We start from the raw sequence: 24,355 nt of genomic DNA on the forward strand, positions 1-24,355 counted from the left end.
CGTCTGTCGGTCAGTCGTCGTACACCTCGTCGGGGTCGAAGACGCGTTCGCCGACCGTCTCGCCGTCGATAGTGCGGTAGAAACACGAGCGGTGGCCGGTGTGGCACGCGCCGCCGGTCTGTTCGACGACGTACAGGAGCGTGTCGGCGTCGCAGTCGACGCGCACCTCCGCGACGGTCTGGGTGTGTCCGCTCGTCGCGCCCTTCTCCCACAGTTCGTCCCGACTCCGGGAGTAGTAGTGCGCCCGCCCCGTCTCGCGCGTCCGTTCGAGGGCTTCGGGCGAGACGTACGCGAGCATCAGCACCTCCCCGGAGTCGGCGTCCTGTGCGACTGCGGGGACGAGTCCGTCCTCGCCGAACTCCACCTCCACGTCCTCGGTCATCGCGTCGAACCATGCGGTGCCGGCCGATATGTCTTTTGTACCGACCGAGGCGTCAGTCGGCCGCCGTCCGCCGGCCGAAGCGGACGCCGGCGTTGTACCCCGAAGAGAGAAAACGACGCCTCAGACGAGTCCGAGCGCACCGACGGCGCCGAACAGCACGTCGCCGTAGGCGAACGCGACGACGGTGCCGAAGAACATCGGGACGAGGAACGGGATGCCGGGCGAAATCCACACCTCGTCGGCCGTCGTCACGACGTCGAGGCCCTCGCGGAGTTTCTCGGGCGTCGTGCCGTACGCCGACCCCTCGATGGAGTCGAGGAACGCCTCCGCGCCCCACTCGTCCTCGGCGTCGAGGATAGTCGTCGCGGCGTCAGCGTCAGCGTCGGTGTCGGAGTCGGCGTCAGCGTCAGTGTCTGAGTCGGTATCCGCGGCGGCGACGGTACCCCCGTCTGCGGCGACGCCCGCGCCGACTGCGCCGTCGGTGGGGTCGTGCGTCCGGGAGATACCGGCGGGGTCGCGGTGACCCTCGGGGTCGCCTCTGAGCGCCGCGAGCGTCGTCCCGCGCCACCGAAGGTACATCCGGAGGGCGTCGATGTCGAGTCCGTTCCGGGTGTAGCCGTCGGGCGTCTCGAACAGGCGGCCGTGGGCCGTCGAGAGGTCGACGGTGGGGATACGCCGCCCGAAGAACAGGAGCGGAACCTCCGTGTCGCCGTCGAGGACGTTCCGGACGGCCATCGCCAGCGGGTAGCCGAGGGCGAAGATGACCGTGTTCGTGAGGACGGTCATCGAGAACACGCCGAGCGTCGTCGCCTCCGCGGGGAGCGCGATTCCGGGCAGGTAGTACGTCGGGAACGTCGGCAGCAGTATCGAGAAGGTGATGAGCGCCTTCGCGTCTGCGCCGCCGAACCCGCCGAGATACCAGAATGCGTACGAGAGCGGTGCGACGAACAGCAGGCTCACGCCCACGCGGACGAAGAACAGGCGGTCGGCTAACGTCGCGAACGACAGGTGTCCGAGGGCGTCCCACGCGAGGAGGACGACGCCGAGTGCGACGAGCGGATACCACGTGACGCTCGGGACTCGACGCGTCTCCACGTCGCGCCAAGCCGCCCACCCCAACGCCGGGATGACGAGGAGTCGGAGCAGGTCGGGTACGGTGGCGAACATACAGGCGAACTGCACCGGGGGGAGTTATTGCTTTGGTATCCTGAAAGTCGAGAAACACGACTGGTAGACGGGTATATGATAGGTATTGTCACACCCACGGCGGCGGTGAGGACCTCCTCTGCGGCGACACGTCGCGCGCGACGACCGAAAGAAAGTGTCGGGGTGAACGCCTCAGATGACGCGGTTCTGGAGGTAGTCGAGATGCTTCGCGTTGTAGACGATTTTGACCTCTTCGGCCTCCGGGGAGCCGATGCAGGTCAGGCGGACGTTCTTCTCGGAGACCTCCTCGTCCGAGAGAATCTGCTGCATGTCCATCTCGATTTCTCCCTCGAAGAGGATGGCCGCGCAGTTCGCGCAGGCGCCGGCGCGGCACGAGAAGGGCCAGTCGTAGCCCTGCGCCTCGGCCGCTTCGAGGATGTACTCGCCCTGATTGACGTCGAGCGTACCGTAGTCCTCGTCGCCGAGGTCGGCGTCGGAGGCCTTCTCGAAGAGGTCGTCGTCGTCCATGTCCCAGCCGTTGTCATCGAGTACGTCGTAGTTGAGGTATTCTACCGTGGGCATCACGCCACGGTTGGAAACCCACACCATTAGACTTTGCTGTTCCTCCCGCCCAACGACGGTACAACCCCGCCGCCGTCACCGGACGCACGTCCAGCGTGTCCAACCGAATATGATTAGACCGAGGTCAGCGCGAACAGCGCGTACGACGCCGCGGCCGACAGCGACGGGGTGAGGAGCCAAAAGAAGATGACCCGGCCGGTCGTCCCCGGATCGAATAGATTCCGTCCCGCGAGGTCGGTCTCGGACTCCTCGCCGACGGCCGGGACGTTCTCGTCCGTCTCGGCGGTGAGTGCGTTGACGGACATCCCCGGCGACTTGCCGCCGAGGGCCTCGCCGATGGTGACGGAGCGAGTCGCCCGCCCCCACCCGAGGCCGACGATACACATCGTCGCGGAGACGGCCAGGCTGGCGGGGATGCCCAGCCACGACAGGAACGCGATGAGCGATGCCGACACCGTCTCGACGACGAGTGCCGCCAGAATCGGCAGTTCGGTCAGGTCGTTTCCGACCGTGTCCAGCGTCCGGCGGGCGATGGTGAACGCGCCGAGGCCGATAGCGCCCGACGCGAGGAGGATGGCGGCGTCGATGCCGACGGCGCCGTTACCGACCAACGGCGCGACGGCGTTGGCGGCGTTCGACGCGCCCGCGGAGAACGCCATGTAGCAGGCGATGACGACGACGAGGACGATGCTCCCGAGTTCTCTAGACGTGGTGTTCGGCCCGAACGTCGGGCGGGGGACCGCCCCGGAGCGGTCAAGCGTCAGAAGCGGTCCGGGCGAGCGGTCGAGTTTCAGTCTCGCGTCGAGGTACGGGTAGACGTACCGCCCGACGACGGCGCAGATCCAGAAGGCGATGACCGGCGAGACGATCCACCACGAGATGATCTCGAGCATGACCTCCGCGTTGAGCGTGCCGGTGGCGACGCCGAGGCCGGCGATGGCGCCGACGGCGGTCATCGACGTGGAGGCGGGGACGCCGAAGGTGTTCGAGATGAGGAGGGCGAGGCCGACGAAGAAGAGGACGGCGACGCTCGCCGCCAGCGTGAACTGGCTCTCCGGGACGATCTGACCGCCCATGGTCTGGATGACGTTTCGCCCGGCGGTCCACGCGCCGAGGAAAGCGAATCCGGTCATCAACGCCGCGGCGGCGAGTTTCGAGACGATGTCGCTCCCGACCGCCGGACCGAACGCGACGCCGGTCGAAGAACCGCCGATGTTGAATCCGACGAACGCGGCGACTACGAGTCCGATAACGAGGAGTACTTCGACCACGTACGCCTACTCGAAAGCGGACGGTTAAATTCCGACGGTTTGCGGAGGACCGAACCCGCGGACGGGGCGTCGGTCCCCGCTCGGTTCGACGCCGACGCGACTCAGTTCGTCGCGGAGTCGATGGCCTGCGCTAAGTCCGCGATGATGTCGTCTGCGTCCTCGATGCCGACCGAGAGGCGGACCATGTCGGGCGTCACGCCCGCGGCCGCTTGCTCCTCCTCGGTGAGTTGCTGGTGCGTCGTCGAGGCGGGGTGGATGACGAGCGTCTTCGCGTCGCCGACGTTCGCCAACAGGGAGGCGAGTTCCACGTCGTTCACCGTCTCCTTGGCCGCCTCGTACCCCGCCTCTAACCCGAACGTTATCATGCCGCCGTAGCCGCCGTCTAAGTACTCCGACGCCTCCTCGTGGGTCTCGTGGCTCTCCAGTCCGGGGTAGTTCACCCAGGAGACGGCGTCGTGGTCCTCCAGGAACTCCGCGACGGCCATCGCGTTCTCGCAGTGGCGGTCCATCCGCATCGGAAGCGACTCCAGTTTCTCGATGGTGTTCCACGCGTCGAACGGCGATTGGGAGTTGCCCAGGTCGCGCAGGCCGCGGGCGATGGCGGCGTACGTGAACGCCGCGTCGCCGAACGTCTCCGCGAAGTTGACGCCGTGGTAGGCGGGGTTGTCCTGCGCTATCTCGGGGTACTTCTCGGCGTGGTCGGCCCACGGGAACGACCCGCCGTCCACGAGGACGCCGCCGACGGTCGTCCCCGCGCCGTGAATCCACTTCGTCGTGGAGTTCCACACGAGGTCTGCGCCATGTTCGATGGGGCGGCAGAGGTACGGCGTCGCGAACGTGTTGTCCACGAACAGGGGGACGCCGTTGTCGTGGGCGATGTCGGCGATTCGCTCGATGTCCGGCGTCACGAGGGCGGGGTTGCCGATGGTTTCGAGGTGGACGTACGCGGTGTCGTCGTCGATGGCCTCCTCGTAGGCGTCGTAGTCGAGCGTATCGACGAACTTCGTCGTCACGCCGCGGCGTTCGACGGTGTGGGTCAGGTACGTGTACGTCCCGCCGTACAGCGACGAGGCGGAGACGACGTTGTCGCCCGCCGACGCCAGAAGGAAGTTCGCTAAGTCGAACGCCGCCATCCCGGACGCCGTCGCCGCCGCGCCGACGCCGCCTTCGAGGGAGGCCAGACGCTCCTGCAACGTGGCGAGCGTCGGGTTCATCAACCGCGAGTAGATGTACCCCTCCTTCTCCAGGGCGAACTGGCTGGCCGCGTCGTCGGCGTCCTCGAAGACGTACGAGGTGGTCTGGTAGATGGGCGGTGCGCGCGCGCCCGTCGCCGGGTCGGGTTCCTGCCCGGCGTGCAGGCTTCGCGTGTCGAATCCGAGCGGTCTCTCCTCGTCGTTCTCGTCGGACATACCCGCCCGGTTCGTCCGGGCGTGTGGTAAACACCCACGTTCTCACAAAATACGCCGGTGGCTCGGAGGCGGACGGAGAAGAAAGTTCAGACCGCGTGCGCGTCGGCGACGGACGCGCCCGCGAAGAGGAGAACGAGGGCGACGGCGCCGACGGCGAGTCCGGCGAGCGGCGTCAGGGCCAGAAGCGGCGTCGAGAGGACGACGATGGCGACGACGGCGAGGAGGCCGCCGAACGAGACGCCGATGGTTCGCGCGCCCAGTCCGTCCGGGATGAGGGCGACGTACGTCGCGCCGAGGGCGACGACGAGGGACGCGGCACCGACGGCGGTGACGGCGCCGACGGCGACGGTTTCCGTGAGCAGGAGGTACGCGACGTAGTACGCCGGAATCGCGGCTAGAAGCGCCGCGATTCGGCCGGCGAATCGGAGCAGAGGCATACCCGAGTCGTCGTCCGAGACGGACAAATTCCTTCGGGTCGGCGGGGAAGCGGCGTCAGTCGGTCTTCGGGGGCGCCAACGCCGCCGCGAGGAGGACGACGACGGCGACGAACGCGAATCCGAGGAGGCCGACGAGGCGCGGAAGGGAGGGCGTCATCCCGAAAACAGGCTGTTGTGGACGGGCGCGAACTGCGACCCGTCGTCTATCTCCTCGTCGTCGTCGGTGTCGTGAATCGCTCGGCCCTCGACGCCCGTATCGAGGAAGTCGCGGAGTGGCGGGCCGACCTTCTCGGGTTCCACGAGGAAGGCGTCGTGGCCGTGGTCGGACTCGACGACGTGGTGGGCGACGGGCACGTCGGCGTCGCGGAACGACTCCGCGAGGGCCTCAGACTGCTCGGTGGTGAAGTGCCAGTCGCCGGTGAACGACATCAGGAGGGTCTCGCCCTCGTATGCGGCGACGGCGCGCGTGTCGTCCTCGTACCCCTCCGAGAGGTCGTAGTCGTCCATCGCGCGGGTGAGATACAGGTAGGAGTTGGCGTCGAAGCGGCCGACGAACTTCTCGGCCTGATAGTCGAGGTACGACTCCACGTCGCGATAGGGGAAGAAGGAAGCCGCGGGGTCGGCGGGGAACGCGTCGCGCGTGGCGTCCCGTCCCGCCGCCCGGCGGCCGAACTTCTGCTCCATCGACGACTTCGAGAGGTACATCACGTGCCCGAGTTGCCGCGCGAGGGCGAGGCCGTTCTTCGGCCCCGGCGCGCCGTCGGCGTCGCCGTCCGCCTCGCCCGACTCGTAGTAGTCGCCGCCGTTCCAGTCGGGGTCGGTGGTGATGGCGCGGCGGGCGATGGCGTCGAGGGCGAGACACTGCGGGTCCAAGCGCGGCGCGGTGGCGACGGCGGCGACGCGGCGCACGTCGTCCGGGTAGCGCTTCGCCCAGTCGAGGGCGTTCATCCCGCCGACGCTCCCGCCGACGACGGCGTGCAGGCGACCGACGCCGAGTTCGTCCAACAGGAGGCGTTGGGAACGCGTCCAGTCGCCGACGGTCACGGGCGGGAAGTCGGTGCCGTACGGGTCGCCGTCCGGTCCTTCGCTCGGCGGGCCGGAGGTGCCGTAACACGACCCGGGGACGTTCGCGCAGACGACGAAGTAGTCGTTCGTGTCGACGGCCTTCCCCGGGCCGACGATGTCGTTCCACCACGCGCGGGCCTGTCCGGTCGTCTCGGACCCGTAGCCCGCGACGTTCTGACTGCCGGTGAGGGCGTGACAGACGAGGACCGCGTTATCTCCGTCGAACTCGCCGTAGGACTCGTAGGCGACGCGGAGATTCGGTATCTCCTCGCCGCACTCGAAGTCGAACCGGCCCACGTCGACGGTTCCGCTGTCGGTCTTCATGGTGTCCTCATGCGGATGCGGCGTCCTCCGTCGCGCGGCGAATCGCCCCGTCTAAGTCCGCGACGACGTCGCTCGCGTCCTCGATGCCGACCGAGAGGCGGAGCATGTCGGGGCCGACGCCCGCGGCGCGTTGTTCCTCGGCGCTCAACTGCGCGTGGGTGGTGGAGGCGGGGTGGATGATGAGCGTCTTCGCGTCGCCGATGTTGGCGAGGAAGGAGGCGAGTTCGACGTTCTCGCAGGTGCCCTTCGCCGCCTCGAAGCCGGCTTCGAGGCCGAACGTCACCATGCCGCCGTACCCTTGTCCGAAGTACTTCGAGGCGTTCTCGTGCGTCTCGTGGTCCTCGAAGCCGGGGTACGACACCCACGCCACGTCGTCGTAGTCGCGGAGGAACGTCGCCACCTCGCGGGCGTTCTCGCAGTGTCGCTGCATCCGAAGCGGGAGGGTCTCCAACCCCTGAATCGTCTGCCACGCGTCGAACGGCGACTGCTGGTTTCCGAGCGTTCGGAGCGACCGTTGGCGGGCGGCGACGGCGAACGCCCGGTCGCCGAACCGTTCGACGAAGTCGATGCCGAACGCGGGGTTCTCGCCGGAGAGTTCGTCGTAGTCGGCGTGTTCCCACGGGAACGCGCCGCCGTCCACGAGGATACCGCCGACGGTGGTGCCGGACCCGTGAATCCACTTCGTCGTGGACTCCCAGACGATGTCCGCGCCGTGTTCGATGGGGCGGCAGAGGTACGGCGTCGCGAACGTGTTGTCCACGACCAAGGGCGCTTTCGCCTCGTGTGCGATGTCGGCCAGACGCTCGAAGTCGGGCGTCTTCAGCGAGGGATTGGCGATGGTCTCGACGTGGACGAACGCGGTGTCGTCGTCCACGGCGTCCGCGTAGGCGTCGTAATCGAGGGTGTCCACGACGCGGACGTCCACGCCGCGTCGGGTCGCCATCTTCGTGAAGTACGTGGAGGTGCCGCCGTACATATCGGCGCTGGCGACGATGTTGTCGCCCGCGCGGGCGAGGATGCTCGTCGCGGCGTCGAGCGCTGCCATCCCGGACGCGGTGGCGACTGCGCCGACGCCCGCCTCCAACGCCGCCAACCTGTCTTCGAGAACTCGCGTCGTCGGGTTCGAGATGCGGGAGTAGACGTCGCCCTCGGCGTCGAGGGCGTACAGGTCCGCGGCGCGGTCCGCGTCCTCGAAGGCGTACGACGTGGTCTGATAGAGGGGCGGGGCGCGGGCGCCGGTCGCCGAGTCCGGTTCCTGCCCGGCGTGCAGGCTCCGGGTGTGGAAACCGTCGTTCATGTATCTCACGCATATTCCCGCGGCATCTTATAACCGGCGGTTACGGCATTCCGGGGCGGCCGCACCGAAGTGCTTTTTCCGGACTACCGTCGTCTCAGATGCATGTCGAAGGGGTTGGGTGAGACGGACGTGCGCGTCAGCGTCGCGTACGATGCCACGGTGTACGACCGCATCCGCGGCGGAGACGCGGACCCGCCGGCTGACGTCCGCCTCGTCGTCGGGGGACGAGAGGTCGGTCAGGGGAGGGACCACCTCCGGTGGCACCTCGACCAACTGCTCGCGGCGGTGTCGAGCGTCCTCGACGGCGAGGCGGCGGTCGTGGAGTTCTTCGAGGAACGGTTCGAGTTCCACTTCGAACCCGCGGGCGACGGCGTTGCGACGTGGTTCGCGTCCGCCCCGGAGTCGGAGGGCCCGGAGTTGACCTTCCCCGACGGGACGACGCCCGACTCGGAGGGCGCGGACGACGGAGACGACGACGCCGAATCGGGCGACGCCGAATCGGACGGCACCGAACCGAACCGCTCCGAACGCGTCGTCGCCGACCGGCGCGCACTCGTCGAGGAGGTGCTCTCGACCGTCGAGACGTTCTGTACCGCGGTGGTCGAGACGAACCCGGAACTCACCGAGAGCGTCGCCGGCCTCCGCGCCGAGATGCGGTCGCTCCAACTCGCGGCCGCGGAGTTCGACGAGTGGGGCCTCCCGGTCCGCCTCCTCGACGCGGTTGGCGACCGGGACCCGTCGGCCTCCGGAACGGAGTCCGACGACGCCGCCGAGCGACGGTCGGTCGCGCGGGGGGCGGAGTCCGGCGGCGTTTCGGCCGCCGCCGGTCGGGAGGCGGAGCGACGGCGAACCGTCGTCACGGCCGGCGGCGCGCGCGTCGGCGTCTCCGACCCGGACGGCCGGGCCGAGGCGGCGGAACGCGAATCGCGCGCCGTCGCCCGGATCTGGCTCTCCGACCCCTCGGTCGAATCGGTCGGCGAGGGCGACGCCGTCGGAATCGACCCCGGTTCGGAGGCGTTCGACGGGCGCGGAACGCGCTTCCGCGGCGAGGTGGTCGCCGTCTCCGACGGGCGCGCCCTCCTCGACGTGGGCGAGGGAACCGTGGCGTTCGACCCGAGCGAACTCGACGCCCGCGGGGAGACGCCGTCCGCCCGCCGGACGCCGGCCGGACGGGTCGCCGTCGGCGACAGACTCGCCGTCCGCACCGGGCGGACGGAGCTTCGCGGCCTCGACGCGGTGGTCGGCCCCTCGGTCTGCGACTGGTCCGAGGAGCGACTCCGCGAGGCGTTGGCCGACGCCGACCGCCGCGCCGAGGCGGCGACCGAACTGGCGCGCCGCGGCGTCCGGACCGCCGTTCCGATCCTGGTCGAGACGCTGGACGGCGACCTCTCCGCCCGGGACCGCCGGGCCGTCGTCCGGGCGTTGGACGTTCTCGCCGACCCGCGGGCGGTGGATGCCCTCGTCGGAGAACTCGCGGACGACGACGACGCGGTTCGGCGGGCCGCCGCGACGGCCCTCGCCACCGTCGGCGACCCGGAGGCGTTGGATCCCCTCCTCGGGGCCGCGACGGACGAAAGCGACGAGACGACGCGGTACGCCATGGTCCGGGCGGCGCGGGACGTGGACCCGACGGCGGCGATGGATCGCTTCGCGCACCTGCTCAGGACCGGCGACGACCCCGCAGTCAGAGAGACCGTGGTGCGCGTCCTCCGCGTCACGAACGGGGAACGCGCCCACGAACTCGTCCTCGAAGCGGTGGACGACCCCGACCCGTCGGTGGCCCGCGAGGCGATCTCCGTCGTTCGCTGGGCCGACGACGAACGGGCCGTCCCCGCGCTTCTCCGCCGGTTGAGCGACGACTCCCCCCTCGTCAGGCAGGAGGCCGCGGGGGCGTTCGCCGAACTCGGCGCGCGCGCGGACGAGTTCCGCGACGGCGAGGAGTTGTCCGATGCGACGCGCGAACGCGTGGTCGGAGCGCTCATCGAGCGACTGGACGACCCCGTCTCCGCCGTCCGGTCGTGGGTGATAGAGGCACTCGGCGCGCAGGCGCACCCGCGGGCCGTCGGCCCCCTCTGCGACGCATACGACGACGAGTCCGAACTCCGGTGGAACGTCGTCGCGGCCCTCGGCCGAATCCGCGACCCGCGGGCGATTCCGACGGTGGTGACCGCACTCGACGACGACGACCCGAGCGTCCGGCGGCGGGCGTGCCTCGCCAGCGCGCAACTGGGGACGGCCGCCGCGGTGTCGCCCCTCTCCGACCGGGCGACGTCGGACCCGAACGCGGACGTCCGCCGCGAGGCCATCGACGCCCTCGGCCGCCTCGGCGAGGAACCGGCGCGCGTCGCCGAGGCGATGGCGTCGGTGCTGGCGGACGACGACACGGCGCTCCGACGGGCGGCGGTGACGGCGCTCGGACGCGTCGGCGGCCCGGAGGCGCGCCGACTCCTCCGCGAGACGGCGGCGAACGACCCGCACGAGGCCGTCCGCGAACACGCGCGGGCGAAGCTGGAGTGAGGGGTTCGCCGCCGCTCTCGCCGCCCGGCGGTGGATTTTACCCCCCGGCGCGCACACCGGCGAACGATGAGCGAGCAGTCGCCCGGCGACGCGGAGTTCGAGACGGCGTACGCCGACGCGGGCAACCCGTACCTCGTCGAACCCGACACCGACTTCGAACCGGTCGAGGAACTCTCCTGCGAGGAGGCCGAGAGAGAGGTGTCTCTCCTGCGCGACGCCGTGCGCGAACACGACTACCGCTACTACGTCGAGGCGGACCCCCTCGTCGCGGACCGGACGTACGATAAACTGTTCGCCCGCCTGCAGGACCTCGAAGCGGCGTTCGGCTTCGACGACGAGGCGAGTCCGACCGGGCGCGTCGGCGGGGAACCGCTGGACGAACTGGAGACGGTCGAACACGTCGCGCCGATGCTCTCCATCGACCAGTCGGTCGAAGCCGAGGACGTCCGCGAGTTCGACCGCCGGGTCCGCGACGAGGTGGGCGAGGCGAACTACGTCTGCGAACCGAAGTTCGACGGTCTATCCCTGGAAGTCGTCTACCGCGACGGCGAGTTCGAACGCGCGGCCACCCGCGGCGACGGCGTCCGCGGCGACGACGTGTCCCGACAGGTCCGGACCATCCGGTCGGTGCCGCTGAAACTCCGCGGCGACCACCCGGAGTTCCTCGCCGTCCGCGGCGAGGTGTACATGCCGCGGGACGCCTTCCGCGAGCACAACCGCGAACGCGTCGAGAGGGGGAAGGAACCGTTCGCCAACCCGCGGAACGCCGCCGCGGGGACGCTTCGCCAACTCGACCCGTCCGTCGCCGCCGAACGACCGCTCGCGGTGTTCTTCTACGACGTTCTCGACGCGACGGACGCGCCCGACACGCAGTGGGAGACGCTGGATCGCCTCAACGCGTGGGGCCTCCCGACGAACGAACGCGTCGAACGCGCCGACGACATCGAGGGCGCGATCGAGTACCGGGACGCGTTGCTGGCGGAACGCGAGGACCTGAACTACGAGATAGACGGGACGGTCATCAAGGTGGACGCCCGCGGGAAACGGAAGCGACTGGGCGAGACGAACCGCGCCGTCCGGTGGGCGTTCGCCTACAAGTTCCCCGCCCGGTCGGAGGTGACGACGATCACCGACGTGGTGGTGCAGGTGGGCCGGACGGGTCGTCTCACGCCCGTCGCCCTGTTGGACCCGGTGGACGTCGGCGGCGTCACCGTCTCGCGCGCGTCGCTTCACAACCCCGAGGAGATAGCCCGCCTCGGCGTGAACGTCGGCGACGAGGTGCGCATCAAGCGCGCGGGCGACGTGATTCCGGACGTGGCCGAAGTCGTGGAGAAACGCGCCGACGGCACCTACGAGTTCCCCGAGGAGTGCCCCGTCTGCGGCAGTCCGGTCGAACGCGACGGCCCGATAGCCTACTGCACCGGCGGACTCGAATGCGGCGCACAACTCGTCCGCGCCGTCGGCCACTACGGGAGCAGAGGCGCGTTGGACATCGACGGACTCGGCGAGGAACGCGTCGAACAGCTCGTGGAGACGGGCCTCGTCTCGGAACTGGCCGACCTCTACCGCCTCGAACCGGACGAGCTCGCGGAACTCGACGGCTGGGGGCAGAAGAGCGCGGAGAACCTCGTCTCGGAGATAGACGACACCCGAAACCCGACGCTCTCGAACTTCCTCACCGCCCTCGGCGTCCCCGAGGTGGGCGAGGCGACGGCGCGGAACCTCGCCCGCGAGTTCGGACGGTTAGACGCCGTGATGGACGCGAGCGAGGAGGAACTCCGGGCGGTGGACGACGTGGGGCCGGCCGTCGCCGAGCGAATTCGAGAGTTCTTCGGGAACGACCGGAACCGGCGGGCCGTCGAGGCACTCCGCGAGGAGGGCGTCGAACCGGAGGCGCGGGCGGCCGACTCCGGCGGCGACGAACTCGACGGACTCACCTTCGTCTTCACCGGGTCGCTGTCGGTGACGAGGGACGAGGCGCAGGAACTGGTCGAACGCCACGGCGCGACGGCGACGACGACGGTGTCGGGCAACACGGACTACCTCGTCGTCGGCGAGGGCGCGGGACGGACGAAGCGAGACGACGCCGAGGAGAACGGCGTGCCCGAACTCGACGAGGATGGGTTCGCGGCGTTCTTGGACGAACGCGGTATCGACTATCCGCCGGAGTGAGGCGACTCGCCGCGGAGCGTGTCTGCGGTAGATAGATGTGGAGATTGACCGGACAGATGACGTGCCCTCCTACGAAGCGGAGTCGATGGACCTGAAGCGCATGGTCGCGGGTACTCACGTAAGCGTTCTCGGCCTCGGAGCCGCCCAATTCATACACTACGAGATCGGGTTTCTGGTGGTGCTGTTGGGCGTCGGAATCACCTACATCGGATGGACGTCTGAGAGATAATCGTCCCGTACCGAGCATCCGCGAGCGAAGCGAGACGGCAAGGCCGTCTCGCCCGCCGTTCGGACAACTCGGGGGTCGTCCGAAGACGAAGCAAGCGGTTCACCGGCGACGAGCGGCCGAAGGCCGCGATGTCGCCGGCCTTTTTGGTCCAGCTTTTTGGCGGGGGTTCGAGGCGACGGCTCCGCCGTCGCCGAGGACCCCCTCGAAAAAGGTGGGTGTTAGAGATCCTGCTTCTCGAAGACGAGGTAGCCGAGAGCGACCGGAGCGACCACCCATGCCAACAGGACGAGCATGAGGAACCAGCCGGAGAAGTAGAACGGTATGCTCTCTTTGAACAGGGGACCGAGGGTCATCTGCTCGCCGAAGGCGGCGCTGACGAGGCGGGCCTGCGCCGCGCCGTAGTACACCTGCGCGGCGAGCGTCTCGTACGTCTTCAGCGGGTTGACGTACTTCAGGAACAGGCCGATTTTGACCCGCGTGATGTTTTCGAGCGGCGAGACGAAGGGAGCCTGCTTGGCGGCGTAGTTGATGAGTTTCGGAATCCCCTCGGCGATGGACGACCAGAGGATGCCGAAGATGAGGTAGAGTCCGAGGGTCGCCAGCGTCGCCTCGCGGTTGGAGTCGGCGGCGGCGGAGATGCCGAGGCCGATGGAGACGAAGGCGACGCCGAGGATGACCGTCAGGGCGACGTGCGGGATGAACGCGCCGTAATCGACGGCGGTTCCGGTCGCGAGGAAGCCGACGAACGCCGCGACGAACCCCGCGAGGAGGGCGACGGCGACGACGGCGCTCCGACCGAGGAGTTTACCGACGACCACGTCGAGCCGGGAGTTCGGCAGCGACAGCATCAGCTTCAGCGACCCGGACTCGCGTTCGTCGATTATCGCGCCGTAGGAGGTGGACAGACCGACGAAGCCGAGGATGAGCGCCAACAGGCCGGGGAACGAGAGGCTGAAGACGCCGAGATTCGCGAAGAACCCGAACAGGTTCGACGCGTCGCGGGCGTTCGGCGGCAGGAGCACCCCGAAGAACAGGGCGGTGGCCCCGCCGACGAACAGGACGAAGAAGGCCGTCGCGCCGAACAGCCACCGCGAGCGGATGGCGTCGCGGAAGTCCTTCTCGGCGACCGCTCGCCACGTCATGCGCGGACCTCCGGTTCGTCCGCCGTCCCGTCTCCCCGTCCGGTGTAAGCCAAGAAGAGGTCTTCGAGCGACGCCTCGCGCGTCTCGAAGTCGGTCACCTCGACGCCCTGGGACTCCAGTTCGCCGATGACGGCCGTCTTCGCGTCGCCGTCGCAGGAGACGAGAAGCGTCTCGCCGTCGGTGGAGACGGAACTGACGCCGTCGAGTTCGGTGAGGGCGTCGGTGTCGGGGATGGCGTCGCCCGCCGTGGTGACGCGGAGCGTCGATTCCGTGCCGACGGCGTCGCGGAGGCCCTCGATGGTGTCTTCGGCGACGAGTTCGCCCTCGCGCATGATGCCGACGCGGTCGCAGACCGCCTCGACCTGTTCGAGGACGTGACTGGAGAAGAACACCGTCGTCCCGCGTTCAGCCTCCTGAAGCACGATTTCACGCATCTCCTTCGCTCCCGCGGGGTCGAGACCCGAGGAGGGTTCGTCCAAAATTAGGAGGTCGGGGTCGCCGACGAGGGCCATCCCGAGGGCGAGACGCTGGCGCATCCCCTTCGAGTAGCCCCCGGCTTTCCGGTCCGCGGCATCGGCGATGCCGACGCGTCGGAGGACGGCGTCGGGGTCGCCCTCGACGCCCTTCGAGTCCATTGCGAACTCGACGTGCGCGCGCCCGGTGAGGCGGTCGTACACGTCGAACCCTTCCGGGAGGACGCCGGTCCGCGCCCGGACGGCGACGCTCTCTCTGTGAGCGTCGTGTCCGAGGACGCGAACCGTGCCCTCCGTCGCGCGGACGAAATCCAAGAGGATGTTGATCGTGGTCGATTTCCCCGCTCCGTTCGGTCCGAGAAAGCCGAACACCTCCCCGTCGTCGACCGTAAGGGAGAGATCCGAGACGGCGGTGACGTCTTCGTACCGCTTCGTCACCCCGTCCAGTTCGATGGCGGCCATGCCCGTGGGTAGTCAGGTCATCCGATAAAGGGTTTGGTGCGAGAATCAGCGTTGAAACTGGGGCGTCCGCGTCCGGCGGTTTTCGTCAACGGGATGTCACGGTCCGTCGGTCCGCAGCGAACGCGGCGCACAGCCGGCATCCGCGAGTAGAGCGAGACGGCCTTGCCGTCTCGTCGGCCTTTTTTCCCTCCGGGTTTTTGCGGGGAGAGTTCCCCACAGCGCGCCCTCGGCGCGCGAGGACCCCCTCGAAAAAGGTGGGTGTTACACCTCGTCGTCGGGGTCGTGTTTCTCGCGCATCCGAGTCGCCTCCGCGGCGTACCGGTCGCGCGTCTCCGCGTCCGTCACCTCGTCTAAGTCCTCGGTGTCCACGTCCACCGCGGCGGTGGGGGTGATACCGCGTTGATGCATCACCGTCGCCGCGAGTTCCTTCCGGCGGGCGCGTTCGCCGTCGGGAGTCGCGTACACGAGGATGATGAGGCCGCGGTCGTCGTACGTGCGTTCGACGAGCCACGCGCGGACGGCGTCGTCGTCGGCGTCGTCGGCGTCGGTCATAGTCGGCGTTCGGCGAGGCGCGGTTTGTACCTACCGACCGCGGCCGATATGTATGGAAACACGACATAACTGCCGAATACGAATAAAAATTAAGCGATGAGAGAAATAGTCGGAGATAGAATGGTCCCCTCCCCTTGCAATACCTTCCACGAACTGCTCGCCGCCCGACGGCGACGCGACACCCTCGCCGCCGTAGTCGAGGCGAGTCGACCGCTGACGCGGCGAGAACTCGCCCGTCGCGTCGCCGCCCGCACCGAAGACGGACTCCGAGGGCCGGACGACCACCCGGATCGACGGATAAACGAGTTGGAGGTGGAACTGCGCCACCGCCACCTCCCGCCGTTGCTCGACGCGGAGGCGGTCACGAGAAGCGAGAGCAACCGGTTCGCCGCGACGAAACTGGGCCACGACCTCCACCGGGCCGAACGCGCGTTCCGGGCGGTGATCGGCGACACGGTCGAAGAAACCTCGGCACGCGGCCGGGCGTCGCCCGACGGCGTCGGCGAACGACGTTCGTCGGCGCGCCGGATGCGGTCCGGTGACGTCGCGGAGCGGAGCTCTACGGGCCGCGAGACGGAGTCTCGCGACGTTGACGAGCGAAGCTCGCCAGCCCATCGGACGCAGTCCGACGACGTTGACGAGACGCGAAGCGTTTCGTACGCCGATCGGAACGCGACGCGTTCCGGTGACGTTGCGAGAGCCTCGGCGAACAGAGGGGCACCGCACGACTACGCCGGAGAGAACGACGACCACCTCGTCCTGTCCGTCAGTTGGGACGCCGTCGAGGCCATCGACTACCTCGTCGCGTCGGACGACCGGTGGTCCACCCACCCGGGGTACGACGAGGCCATCCGGGCGGCCGTCCTCGAAGCGTCGAAGTGACGGGCGGAGGCGGCGGGCGGCGACCCCCGGAGCCGTCGCGTCAGCCTCAAAGCCCGTCGGAACGTACCCGGGGGTAGATGGACGAAAGCGGCGTTAGAGCGCGCGCCAAGGACCTTCCGACGGAGCCCGGCGTCTACCAGTTCTACCGAGACGACACCGTTCTCTACGTCGGAAAGGCCGTGAACATCCGCGACCGGGTGCGGTCGTACGCCGACCCGCGCGGGGCGCGCATCCGTCAGATGGTCGAACGCGCCGACCGAATCGACTTCGCCGTCACGGACACCGAGACGCAGGCGCTTCTCCTCGAAGCGAACCTCATCAAGCGCCACCAACCGCGGTACAACGTCCGCCTGAAGGACGACAAGTCGTACCCGTTGGTGCAGTTGACCGACCACCCCGTCCCGCGCATCGAGGTGACGCGCGACCCAGAAGAGGGCGCGACGGTGTTCGGCCCCTTCACCGACAAGGGACGGGTCGAGACGGTGGTGAAGGCCCTGCGGGAGACGTACGGCGTCCGCGGGTGTTCGGACCACAAGTACGCCAACCGCGCCCGCCCCTGCCTCGACTACGAGATGGGCCTCTGCACCGCCCCCTGCACGGGCGAGATTTCGGAGGCCGACTACCGCGAGGACGTGGAATCGGTCGTCCGGTTCTTCGAGGGCGAGACGGGCGTCCTCGCGGACCCCCTGCGCCGGGCGATGGAGTCCGCCGCGCAGGAGGAGAACTTCGAACGCGCGGCGAACCTCCGGGACAGGCTCGACGCGGTGGAGTCGTTCCACGGCGCGGGCGAGGAGGCGGTGGCCGCCCGGACGGACGAACGCGCCGTGGACGTCCTCGGCGTCGCCGTCGAGGGCGACTCGGCGACGGTGGCCCGCCTCCACAGCGAACGCGGGCAACTCGTCGATAGGTCGAGTCACCGCCTCGACGCGCCCGAGGGCGGCGACAGAAGCGCCGCCGTCCTCTCCGCGTTCCTCACGCAGTACTACGCCGAGCGAACGCTTCCGGACGCCGTGTTGCTCTCGGAACGCCCCGACGACGACGACGTGACGGCGTGGTTGAACGCCGAGGGCGTCGCCGTCCGCGTCCCCGGGGCCGGCCGCGAGGCCAAACTGGTCGAACTCGCCCTGAAGAACGCCAGACGCGGACCGGGCCGGAGCGACGAACTCGGCGCACTCGCGGACGCACTCGGCCTGCCGCCGGTATCGCGCATCGAGGGGTTCGACGTGAGTCACGCCCAAGGCACCGCCGTCGTCGGGAGTAACGTCTGCTTCATCGAGGGGTCCGCCGAGAAGTCCGACTACCGCCGGAAGAAACTCCCAGACCGGAACGACGACTACGCGAACATGCGCGAACTCGTGCGCTGGCGGGCCGAACGCGCCGTCGAGGGGCGCGACGACAGGCCCGACCCGGACCTCCTCCTCATCGACGGCGGCGACGGCCAACTCGACGCGGCGCTAGACGCCCTCGCGGAAGTCGGGTGGGACGTGCCCGCCGTCGCCCTCGCGAAGGAGGAGGAACTCGTCATCACCGATAAGAGGGTGTACGACTGGCCGAACGACGCGCCGCACCTGCACGTCCTCCAACGGGTGCGCGACGAGGCGCACCGCTTCGCCGTCCAGTACCACCAGACCATCCGCGACGAGGTGAAGACGGTGTTAGACGACGTGCCCGGCGTCGGCCCGAAGACGCGGCGGGCCCTCCTCCGGCGGTTCGGGAGCGTCGAGAACGTCCGCGAGGCGTCCGTGGGCGACCTGACGGACGTGCCGGGCGTCGGCGAGGGGACGGCCGAGACGCTGAAAGAACGCCTCTGACGGGGACGGCCGAGACGCCGAAAGTCCCGCCCCGCCCCGGTTTTCGAACGACAATCGTTATGTTCTGTCCGAGGGTAGCAAGTAGCATGGACGATATATTCGTCGCGCGACTCATGTCCTCGCCCGTGCACACCGTCTCTCCGGACACGTTGGTCGAGACGGCCGCCCAGACGATGCTCGAAGAGGGCGTCGGGTCAGTGGTCGTCACCGATGAGGAGGACGGACTGCTCGGGATTCTCACCTCCACGGACTTCGTGAGAATCGTCGCCGAACGCCACCCGAAGGACGAGACGCCAGTCTCGGAGTACATGAGCACGGACGTGGTGACGACGACGGCGCAGGAACCCATCACCGCCGCGGCGGACACGATGATAGAACGCGGCGTCCACCACGTGCCGGTCGTGGACGACGGCACCGTCATCGGGATGATAACGACGACGGACCTCACCGCGTACCTCTCGCACGTCGAGAAGCCGACTCCCTCCTAAGCCGACGTTCGCGCCCACTCCACCGCCGCCGACGGCGTCTCGGGCGTCTTTACCGTCACGTCCGTCTCCGCGAGGCGGCCCCGAAGCGCGGTCCGTTTCACCGGCGGCGCGACGACGGCGGCCCGGTCGAGTTCGTAGCCGTCGATCCTCGATAGAAGGTCGTCGAACCGTTCGAAGAACCACCTGCTGAGGCCGCCCTCCTCCGCGAAGACGAGGACGGTCGCCGTCACCTCCGACCGGGCGAGGACGGATTCGAACGTCTCGAAGAACTCCTGCAGGAGGAGTCCGCCGTTGACCGAGAACTCCGTGAGGTTGAAGACGGCGACGCCCGCGTCGATTTCGTACCGGTAGACGTCGGCTGACATTACCTGCTAGTGGGCCGGGACAGTCGTAATCCCTCGACCTAAATCAGTAGGTGACTGTCAGGAACGGGCGTTCGTGCCGCCTCCCGACCGAGGGGTCGCCGGTGAGGCGGAGCCGTGACGACGAAACGGCGTCTCCTCGCTCTGACCGCCATCGTACTGCTCTCGGTCAGCGGCGTCGGACTCTCCGACCCGCCCGGACTCTTCGGATTCGCCGCGACGGAGTGCGGCGGAGGCGGCGACTGCGCGAACTACATGGCCCCGATGTTCATCAGTCTCCTCTCGTCCGTCGTCAGCGGGTTACTCGCGCTTCTGGTCGTCTGGTCGTCGGCGCAGAGCGACGGCGAGGGACGCGGTAAGCGGCGGCGTATCCGCGGTCGAAAGAAGAGGAGGTTCGAGGCGACGACCGCTTACGCTATCTTCTCGTACTGGTCGCGGAGTTTCTCGGCGGCGTCGTCCATGAGACCCCGTTCGTACTCGTCGAGGTCCCACTCGACGACTTCCTCGACGCCGTCGGAGCCGAGTTTGACGGGGACGCCGAAGGCGGTGTCCTCGTAGCCGAACTCGCCGTCGAGTTTGATGGACCCGGGCAGGACCGCGCCGGTGTCGCGGAGGACGGCCTCGACCATGTGGGCGACGCCGGTGGCCGGCCCCCACTGGGTCGCGCCCTTGCGTTCGATGACGTCCATCGCGGACTCCTGCAGGTCGGAGAGAATCTCGTCTTTCTCGTCGTCGTCGAAGGAGAGGTCACGACCGTTCACGCGAACCTTCGAGAAGACGGGCACCTGCGCGTCGCCGTGTTCGCCGAGGATGGTCCCCTCGACGTTCTTCACGGGCGCGTCGAAACGCTGGCTGAGGACGTAGCGGAAGCGCGCGGAGTCGAGTCGGCCGCCGAAGCCGATGACCTTGTGTCGGTCCCGGTCGCCCGCCTCGTACAGGTGGCGGTTCAGCAGGTCCACCGGGTTCGAGGTGGTGATGGAGACGAAGTCGTCGTTGTGCTCCGCCAGCGAGGAGCCGATGTCCTCCATGATGGGGGCGTTGTCGCCCGCGAGGTCGATGCGGGTCTGCCCCGGCGACCGCGGGATGCCCGCGGTGATGACGACGACGTCCGACCCGGCGGTGTCCTCGTAGCCGCCCTGATACACCTCCGTGTTCGAGTCGTACGCGACGCCGTGGTTCGTGTCGGCCGCCTGACCGACCGTCTCGTCCTCCTTGTCCGGGATGTCGACGAACACGAGTTCGTCGGCGATGTCCCGAAGTGCGATGTTGTAGCCCGCGGCGGCGCCGACCGTCCCGGCAGCACCTACCACGCTAACTTTCGTCATACCACGTAAAACGAGGCACCGGATTCCGATTAAACGCTTCGGAACGCCCGTTTCTCGCCATTTCACGTCGAATCCCGGTTCGTCGTTCGTCGAACACCGTCGGGGGCGGCGCGGGGGGTCGCCGCCGGCGAACGGCGGGCGAGAGCGCTCCCGGTGGCTTTTTCGACGCACGTCGCTTCCGTTGGGGTATGAGCGACTTCGACAAGGAAGCGGAGCGACGGCGACTCCGCGAGAAGTACGAACAGGACGAGTCCCGCCGTCAGGAGACGGCGCGGATGAGCGAACTCCTGTTGAAGGGCGCGACGATGACGAACAAACACTGCGACGACTGCGGCGCGCCCGTCTTCCGCTATCAGGAACAGGAGTTCTGTCCGAACTGTCAGGGCGGCGGGTCGAAGGCGGCGGCGACGGCGGACGCGGCGAACGGCGACGCGGCCGAGAGCGCGAACTCGGACGCCGCGTCCGCCGCAGTCGCGGAAGGGCGAGGAGACGCCGCGGACGCCCCGGACGCCGCGGCGTCGAACGGCGTCGGGAGCGACCGCCGGACGGAGGCGGACGACGGGGCGACGCCGGCCGAGACCGGGGTCGAAACCGGCCAGGAGTCGGCCGCGTCGCCGGAAACCGACGACACGGTCACCTCGACGGCCAGCTCCGGGCACCCGCGCACGTCCACCCGGTCGTCTTCGTCACCGTCGCCTCCGTCCTCGTCGGTCGACACCGCTCCGAGCGGACGAGCCGGGACCGTCACGGAGGCGAGAGAAGCGCTCCTCCGGGCGGTGACGACGCACGCGACGCGCGGCGAGTCGGCGGACGACCCGCGCCGCGCGCGCGAACATCTCGCCGCCGCGCGGGAGGCCGCCGAAGCCCTCTCCGCACTCGACCGGTAACCGCCGAACGCTCTCGTCGCTCTCTTCTCTCGGTGTCGGATTCGTGCCGTCGCTCTCTCAGTCGAACGATCGAAATTAGAAAGGGGGAATGGGGCCGACGACCGCCCGCCGAGTGGGGGAGTGGCGGGGTCGGGGCCGACCGGGGGAGGGTCGGCGCCGGGTCGTCGGGTGTTACGCTGTCTGAATGCCCGCTATCGGGCCGACGCCGACGGTCGAGGAGTGGTCGTCCTCACCCTCGTCCGGATCGACGCTGAAATGCTCGAACAACGTGAACAGGTCACGCTCCAGAGGAGAATCGTCCTCCTCCACGTCGAGCATCTCGCGGTAGGGGTCTTGGGGGACGTCCGTCTCGTGCTGGGGGGCACCGTAGAGCACCCTGTTCGGGGGCTCCTCGGAGTCCGATCCATCACGGTTGACGGACTTTTCGTATTCCGCAGATGAGGTACTCATCTTCGAGTTACATGTCTTGCCGCTACCTATATATCCGTTTCTCCTAAATCAAAGAAATGCGGAATAAACGGCCCCAGTTCGGGGAACTGTTCATAAATACGGAGTCGGTAAATCGGACATTCGTTCAGAACCGGACGGGGGACGGAGGGGCCGACTACTCGTAATCCGACCCGACAACTTCGCGAATCCTGGAGGCCGTCACCTCGCCGACGCCCGGCACGTCGAGGAGGTCGTCCTCCCGCGCGGTCATGACCGCCTCGACGGTGCCGAACGCTTCGAGGAGGTTCTGCGCGGTGACGGGCCCGATGTCGGCGATGGCCGAGACGACGTACTCCTGCTGTTCGGTCAGCGTCTTCGCGCTCTTGCCGCCGTGGACGCTGACGGAGCGTTCGCGTTCGGTCTGTTCGCGCGAGGCGATGGTGTCGAGGAGTTCGGCGGTGTCGTCCTCGTCGCGCGTCTGGAGGATGCTCACGTCGAAATCGACCGCGAGAGACGCGAGCGCGCCGCGAATCGCGCCGGGGTGGATGTTGCGTTCCTCGTACAGTCCCTCGCCTTCGAGGACGAGGATGGGGCGAGCGTACGCCCGCGAGAGGTCGCCTATCTGCTCGAATATCGACCGCTCCTCGCCGACGAGGGTGTCGAGGAAGTCGGCGACGGACTTTCGCTCGACGGCGACGCGGTCCGAGAGGACGTAGTCGCCGACGGCCAGCGTCTCCAACCGCGTCTCGATGCCGTCGCGCGTCGAGAGGTCCTTTGCGATGGAGGAGTCGAGTTCTCGCTGGTCTACGACGATTTCGACCGTCTCGTCGTCGCGTCCGGCGGTGGCGACCACTCCGTCGTCTCCGGCATCCGTCTCCTCGCTCTCGCCGTCGGCGTCCTCGTCGGCGCGGGCTATCTCCTCGTCCGTCGCGCCGAAGTCGGTCAGTCCGACCTGACCGTCGTCGTTCTCGGCGGGTGCACCCTCCGTCGCCGCGCCGCCGTCGTTCGTCGCCGCGCCGTTCTCCGCCGGGGGTGCGGCGGCGTCCGTCGCGGATGTATCGCCCTCCGCGGCGGAGAACGCTTCGAGGCCGGTCTGCGCGTCGTCCAGTTCGTCTTCCACCTCCTCGGCGACGCCCTTCAACTCCCGCAACTCGGACTCCATCTCCTTCTCGCGGCGGCGGGATATCCAGAAGTACGCCTCGTCGCGGGTGTCCTCCGCAAGCAGGACGACGACGCGGCCCTTCGCCTGCCGGCCCGTCCGACCCTTCCGCTGGATGGAGCGAATCGCCGTCGGGACGGGTTCGAAGAAGAGCACCAGGTCGACTTCGGGCACGTCGAGGCCCTCCTCGGCGACGGAGGTGGAGACGAGCACCTCGAACTCGCCGTTCCTGAAGTCGTCGAGGGTCTCCTGTTGCTCCTTTTGGGTCATGCCCTCGGACCCGTCGGCGTCGCCCTGCCCGACGAACCGGTGGACGTCGAAGCTCTCGCCGAGGAACTCCGTCAACGCCTCGGCGGTGTCCCGCGACTCGGTGAAGACGATGACGCGTTCGCCGTCCTCGATGCCGAGCGTCTGCGCCAGTAGAATGCGCGTGCGGGAGAACTTCGGGTGGATGCCGTCGAACGACTCGGCCTTCCGCATCGCCTCTCGGACTTTGGGTTCGGCGACGAGTCGCTGACTCGCCTTCGACGCGCCCGAGGACCGCGCGGCGTTTCGCTGACGTTCGAAGTACCGGCGGACGGACTCGACGGACTGCGTCTCGACGAGTTCGACGGCGCGCCGGAGTTTCATCACCTCGGCGTGGGTGGACATCCCCTTGTACCCCTCCGACTTGTCGGCGTTCATCAACTTCTGGAGTTCGGCGCGCATCCCGTTCAACTGCTTCTGCGAGACGTCGGGTTGGGTGGTGCTGGCGACGCCGAGGGACTTCAACTTCTCCAGACGGTCTTTGATGACCTCGTTGAGGGCGTCCCGCATCTCCAGAATCTCGTCGGGCAGTTCGATTCGCTCCCACTCCACGTCGGTGTCGTGGGTGTACTCGTCGACGTCGGCGTCCTCCTCGGTCATCACCTCGACTTCGGTGATGCCGAGGTTCTCGCACACTTCGAGGATGGCCTCCTGGTCGCCGCCGGGGGACGCGCTCATCCCGGTGACGAGCGGTTTCTGCGCGTCGGCGTGGTAGCGTTCGGCGATGTAGACGTACGCGTAGTCGCCCGACGCGCGGTGGCACTCGTCGAAGGTGAGGTGCGTCACGTCGCGCAGGGAGACGCGGTTGCCGACGAGGTCGTTCTCCACGACCTGCGGCGTGGCGATGACTATCTGCGCGTCCTCCCACAGGGCCGCCCTGTCGTCCGGGCGGACGTCGCCGGTGAAGACGACGATCTCGTCGTCGGGTATCGAGAGCGCTTCGCGGTAGAAGTCCGCGTGCTGCTGCACCAACGGCTTCGTCGGCGCGAGAAACAGCGCTTTCCCGCCGACGTCGTGGAGTCTGTCGGCGGTGACGAGCAGACTCACCGTCGTCTTGCCGAGACCCGTCGGCAGACAGACGAGGGTGTGCGCGTCGCGCGCGGAACCCGCGAGCCGAATCTGGTAGAGTCGGCGTTCGATGAACTCGGGAGTCAGAAGGGGGTGGTCGACGTATGCGGGGTCGTCGGTGGCCGCCATCGTACACGCTTCGGCGTCGTCGCGAATAAGGGTTAGCGAACCGCGGCGT

General features: G+C 68.4%; 22 protein-coding genes. 7 read left to right on the top strand and 15 right to left on the bottom strand.

The window, feature by feature from the left end; translation table 11 throughout:
- Positions 1-10: 10 nt before the first annotated feature.
- The 8 genes from hisI to ACZ522_RS11060 all read right to left on the bottom strand — a co-directional run bounded on the left by hisI (position 11) and on the right by ACZ522_RS11060 (position 7,913).
- Positions 11-382, bottom strand: a complete 372-nt coding sequence (hisI, locus tag ACZ522_RS11025; RefSeq protein WP_379699652.1) for a phosphoribosyl-AMP cyclohydrolase — start codon at positions 380-382, stop codon at positions 11-13.
- A gap of 120 nt (positions 383-502) precedes the next feature.
- Positions 503-1,549 carry an A24 family peptidase gene (locus ACZ522_RS11030; protein ID WP_379699650.1) on the bottom strand — a complete coding sequence of 349 codons (1,047 nt, stop codon included), beginning with the start codon at positions 1,547-1,549 and terminating at the stop codon, positions 503-505.
- 171 nt (positions 1,550-1,720) lie between these two features.
- Positions 1,721-2,110: a ferredoxin Fer gene (fer, locus tag ACZ522_RS11035; protein ID WP_379699648.1), complete on the bottom strand. Its 390-nt coding sequence runs from the start codon at positions 2,108-2,110 to the stop codon at positions 1,721-1,723.
- A gap of 113 nt (positions 2,111-2,223) precedes the next feature.
- Positions 2,224-3,381 (bottom strand): inorganic phosphate transporter, encoded by a 1,158-nt coding sequence (locus tag ACZ522_RS11040; protein ID WP_379699646.1) that lies wholly within the window; start codon positions 3,379-3,381, stop codon positions 2,224-2,226.
- Positions 3,382-3,482: 101 nt separating this feature from the next.
- Positions 3,483-4,790: an O-acetylhomoserine aminocarboxypropyltransferase/cysteine synthase family protein gene (locus ACZ522_RS11045; RefSeq protein WP_379699643.1), complete on the bottom strand. Its 1,308-nt coding sequence runs from the start codon at positions 4,788-4,790 to the stop codon at positions 3,483-3,485.
- 86 nt (positions 4,791-4,876) lie between these two features.
- The gene (locus tag ACZ522_RS11050) at positions 4,877-5,227 is read right to left on the bottom strand and encodes a hypothetical protein (RefSeq protein ID WP_379699640.1); all 351 of its coding nucleotides are present in this window, start codon (positions 5,225-5,227) and stop codon (positions 4,877-4,879) included.
- A 153-nt stretch (positions 5,228-5,380) separates the two neighbouring features.
- A complete protein-coding gene (gene metX / locus ACZ522_RS11055) occupies positions 5,381-6,616 on the bottom strand; it encodes a homoserine O-acetyltransferase MetX (protein ID WP_379699637.1) in 1,236 nt (411 codons plus the stop codon).
- Between the two features lie 7 nt (positions 6,617-6,623).
- A complete protein-coding gene (locus ACZ522_RS11060) occupies positions 6,624-7,913 on the bottom strand; it encodes an O-acetylhomoserine aminocarboxypropyltransferase/cysteine synthase family protein (RefSeq protein WP_379699634.1) in 1,290 nt (429 codons plus the stop codon).
- Positions 7,914-8,015: 102 nt separating this feature from the next.
- Here ACZ522_RS11060 and ACZ522_RS11065 point away from each other — a divergent pair, with 102 nt between their 5' ends.
- From ACZ522_RS11065 to ACZ522_RS11075, 3 genes are all read left to right on the top strand, one after another.
- Positions 8,016-10,430: a HEAT repeat domain-containing protein gene (locus ACZ522_RS11065; protein ID WP_379699632.1), complete on the top strand. Its 2,415-nt coding sequence runs from the start codon at positions 8,016-8,018 to the stop codon at positions 10,428-10,430.
- Between the two features lie 66 nt (positions 10,431-10,496).
- Positions 10,497-12,602: an NAD-dependent DNA ligase LigA gene (ligA, locus tag ACZ522_RS11070; RefSeq protein WP_379699630.1), complete on the top strand. Its 2,106-nt coding sequence runs from the start codon at positions 10,497-10,499 to the stop codon at positions 12,600-12,602.
- A 37-nt stretch (positions 12,603-12,639) separates the two neighbouring features.
- On the top strand, positions 12,640-12,831 hold the full coding sequence (locus ACZ522_RS11075; RefSeq protein WP_464391810.1) for a hypothetical protein: 192 nt from the start codon (positions 12,640-12,642) through the stop codon (positions 12,829-12,831).
- A 218-nt stretch (positions 12,832-13,049) separates the two neighbouring features.
- Here ACZ522_RS11075 and ACZ522_RS11080 read toward each other — a convergent pair whose 3' ends face one another.
- The 3 genes from ACZ522_RS11080 to ACZ522_RS11090 all read right to left on the bottom strand — a co-directional run bounded on the left by ACZ522_RS11080 (position 13,050) and on the right by ACZ522_RS11090 (position 15,460).
- Positions 13,050-13,973 (bottom strand): ABC transporter permease, encoded by a 924-nt coding sequence (locus ACZ522_RS11080; RefSeq protein WP_379699624.1) that lies wholly within the window; start codon positions 13,971-13,973, stop codon positions 13,050-13,052.
- A complete protein-coding gene (locus ACZ522_RS11085; protein ID WP_379699621.1) occupies positions 13,970-14,908 on the bottom strand; it encodes an ABC transporter ATP-binding protein in 939 nt (312 codons plus the stop codon). Before ACZ522_RS11085 ends, ACZ522_RS11080 begins: the two co-directional genes overlap by 4 nt.
- A 261-nt stretch (positions 14,909-15,169) precedes the next feature.
- Positions 15,170-15,460 (bottom strand): DUF7967 family protein, encoded by a 291-nt coding sequence (locus ACZ522_RS11090; RefSeq protein WP_379699618.1) that lies wholly within the window; start codon positions 15,458-15,460, stop codon positions 15,170-15,172.
- Between the two features lie 120 nt (positions 15,461-15,580).
- Here ACZ522_RS11090 and ACZ522_RS11095 point away from each other — a divergent pair, with 120 nt between their 5' ends.
- The 3 genes from ACZ522_RS11095 to ACZ522_RS11105 all read left to right on the top strand — a co-directional run bounded on the left by ACZ522_RS11095 (position 15,581) and on the right by ACZ522_RS11105 (position 18,641).
- Entirely contained in the window at positions 15,581-16,342 is a 762-nt protein-coding gene (locus ACZ522_RS11095; protein WP_379699615.1) for a DUF7344 domain-containing protein, read from the top strand.
- A gap of 77 nt (positions 16,343-16,419) precedes the next feature.
- Complete coding sequence (locus ACZ522_RS11100) at positions 16,420-18,153, top strand: excinuclease ABC subunit C (protein ID WP_379699612.1); 1,734 nt, start codon at positions 16,420-16,422, stop codon at positions 18,151-18,153.
- Positions 18,154-18,239: 86 nt separating this feature from the next.
- Complete coding sequence (locus ACZ522_RS11105) at positions 18,240-18,641, top strand: CBS domain-containing protein (protein ID WP_379699609.1); 402 nt, start codon at positions 18,240-18,242, stop codon at positions 18,639-18,641.
- Here the strand turns inward: ACZ522_RS11105 and ACZ522_RS11110 are convergent.
- Complete coding sequence (locus ACZ522_RS11110; protein ID WP_379699607.1) at positions 18,638-19,006, bottom strand: hypothetical protein; 369 nt, start codon at positions 19,004-19,006, stop codon at positions 18,638-18,640. The genes ACZ522_RS11105 and ACZ522_RS11110 overlap by 4 nt on opposite strands.
- Positions 19,007-19,413: 407 nt before the next feature.
- Entirely contained in the window at positions 19,414-20,328 is a 915-nt protein-coding gene (gene mdh / locus ACZ522_RS11115; protein ID WP_379699604.1) for a malate dehydrogenase, read from the bottom strand.
- Positions 20,329-20,516: 188 nt separating this feature from the next.
- Here mdh and ACZ522_RS11120 point away from each other — a divergent pair, with 188 nt between their 5' ends.
- Positions 20,517-21,215, top strand: coding sequence for an Sjogren's syndrome/scleroderma autoantigen 1 family protein (locus ACZ522_RS11120; protein ID WP_379699601.1), 699 nt, complete (start codon positions 20,517-20,519; stop codon positions 21,213-21,215).
- Positions 21,216-21,386: 171 nt separating this feature from the next.
- On the opposite strand, the gene ACZ522_RS11125 is transcribed toward ACZ522_RS11120, so the two are convergent.
- Both ACZ522_RS11125 and ACZ522_RS11130 read right to left on the bottom strand, forming a co-directional pair.
- Complete coding sequence (locus ACZ522_RS11125; protein WP_379699598.1) at positions 21,387-21,665, bottom strand: hypothetical protein; 279 nt, start codon at positions 21,663-21,665, stop codon at positions 21,387-21,389.
- Between the two features lie 154 nt (positions 21,666-21,819).
- Positions 21,820-24,306 (bottom strand): DEAD/DEAH box helicase, encoded by a 2,487-nt coding sequence (locus tag ACZ522_RS11130; RefSeq protein WP_379699595.1) that lies wholly within the window; start codon positions 24,304-24,306, stop codon positions 21,820-21,822.
- Positions 24,307-24,355: the final 49 nt, after the last annotated feature.

The sequence above is a fragment of the Halopelagius fulvigenes genome (genome assembly GCF_055398025.1).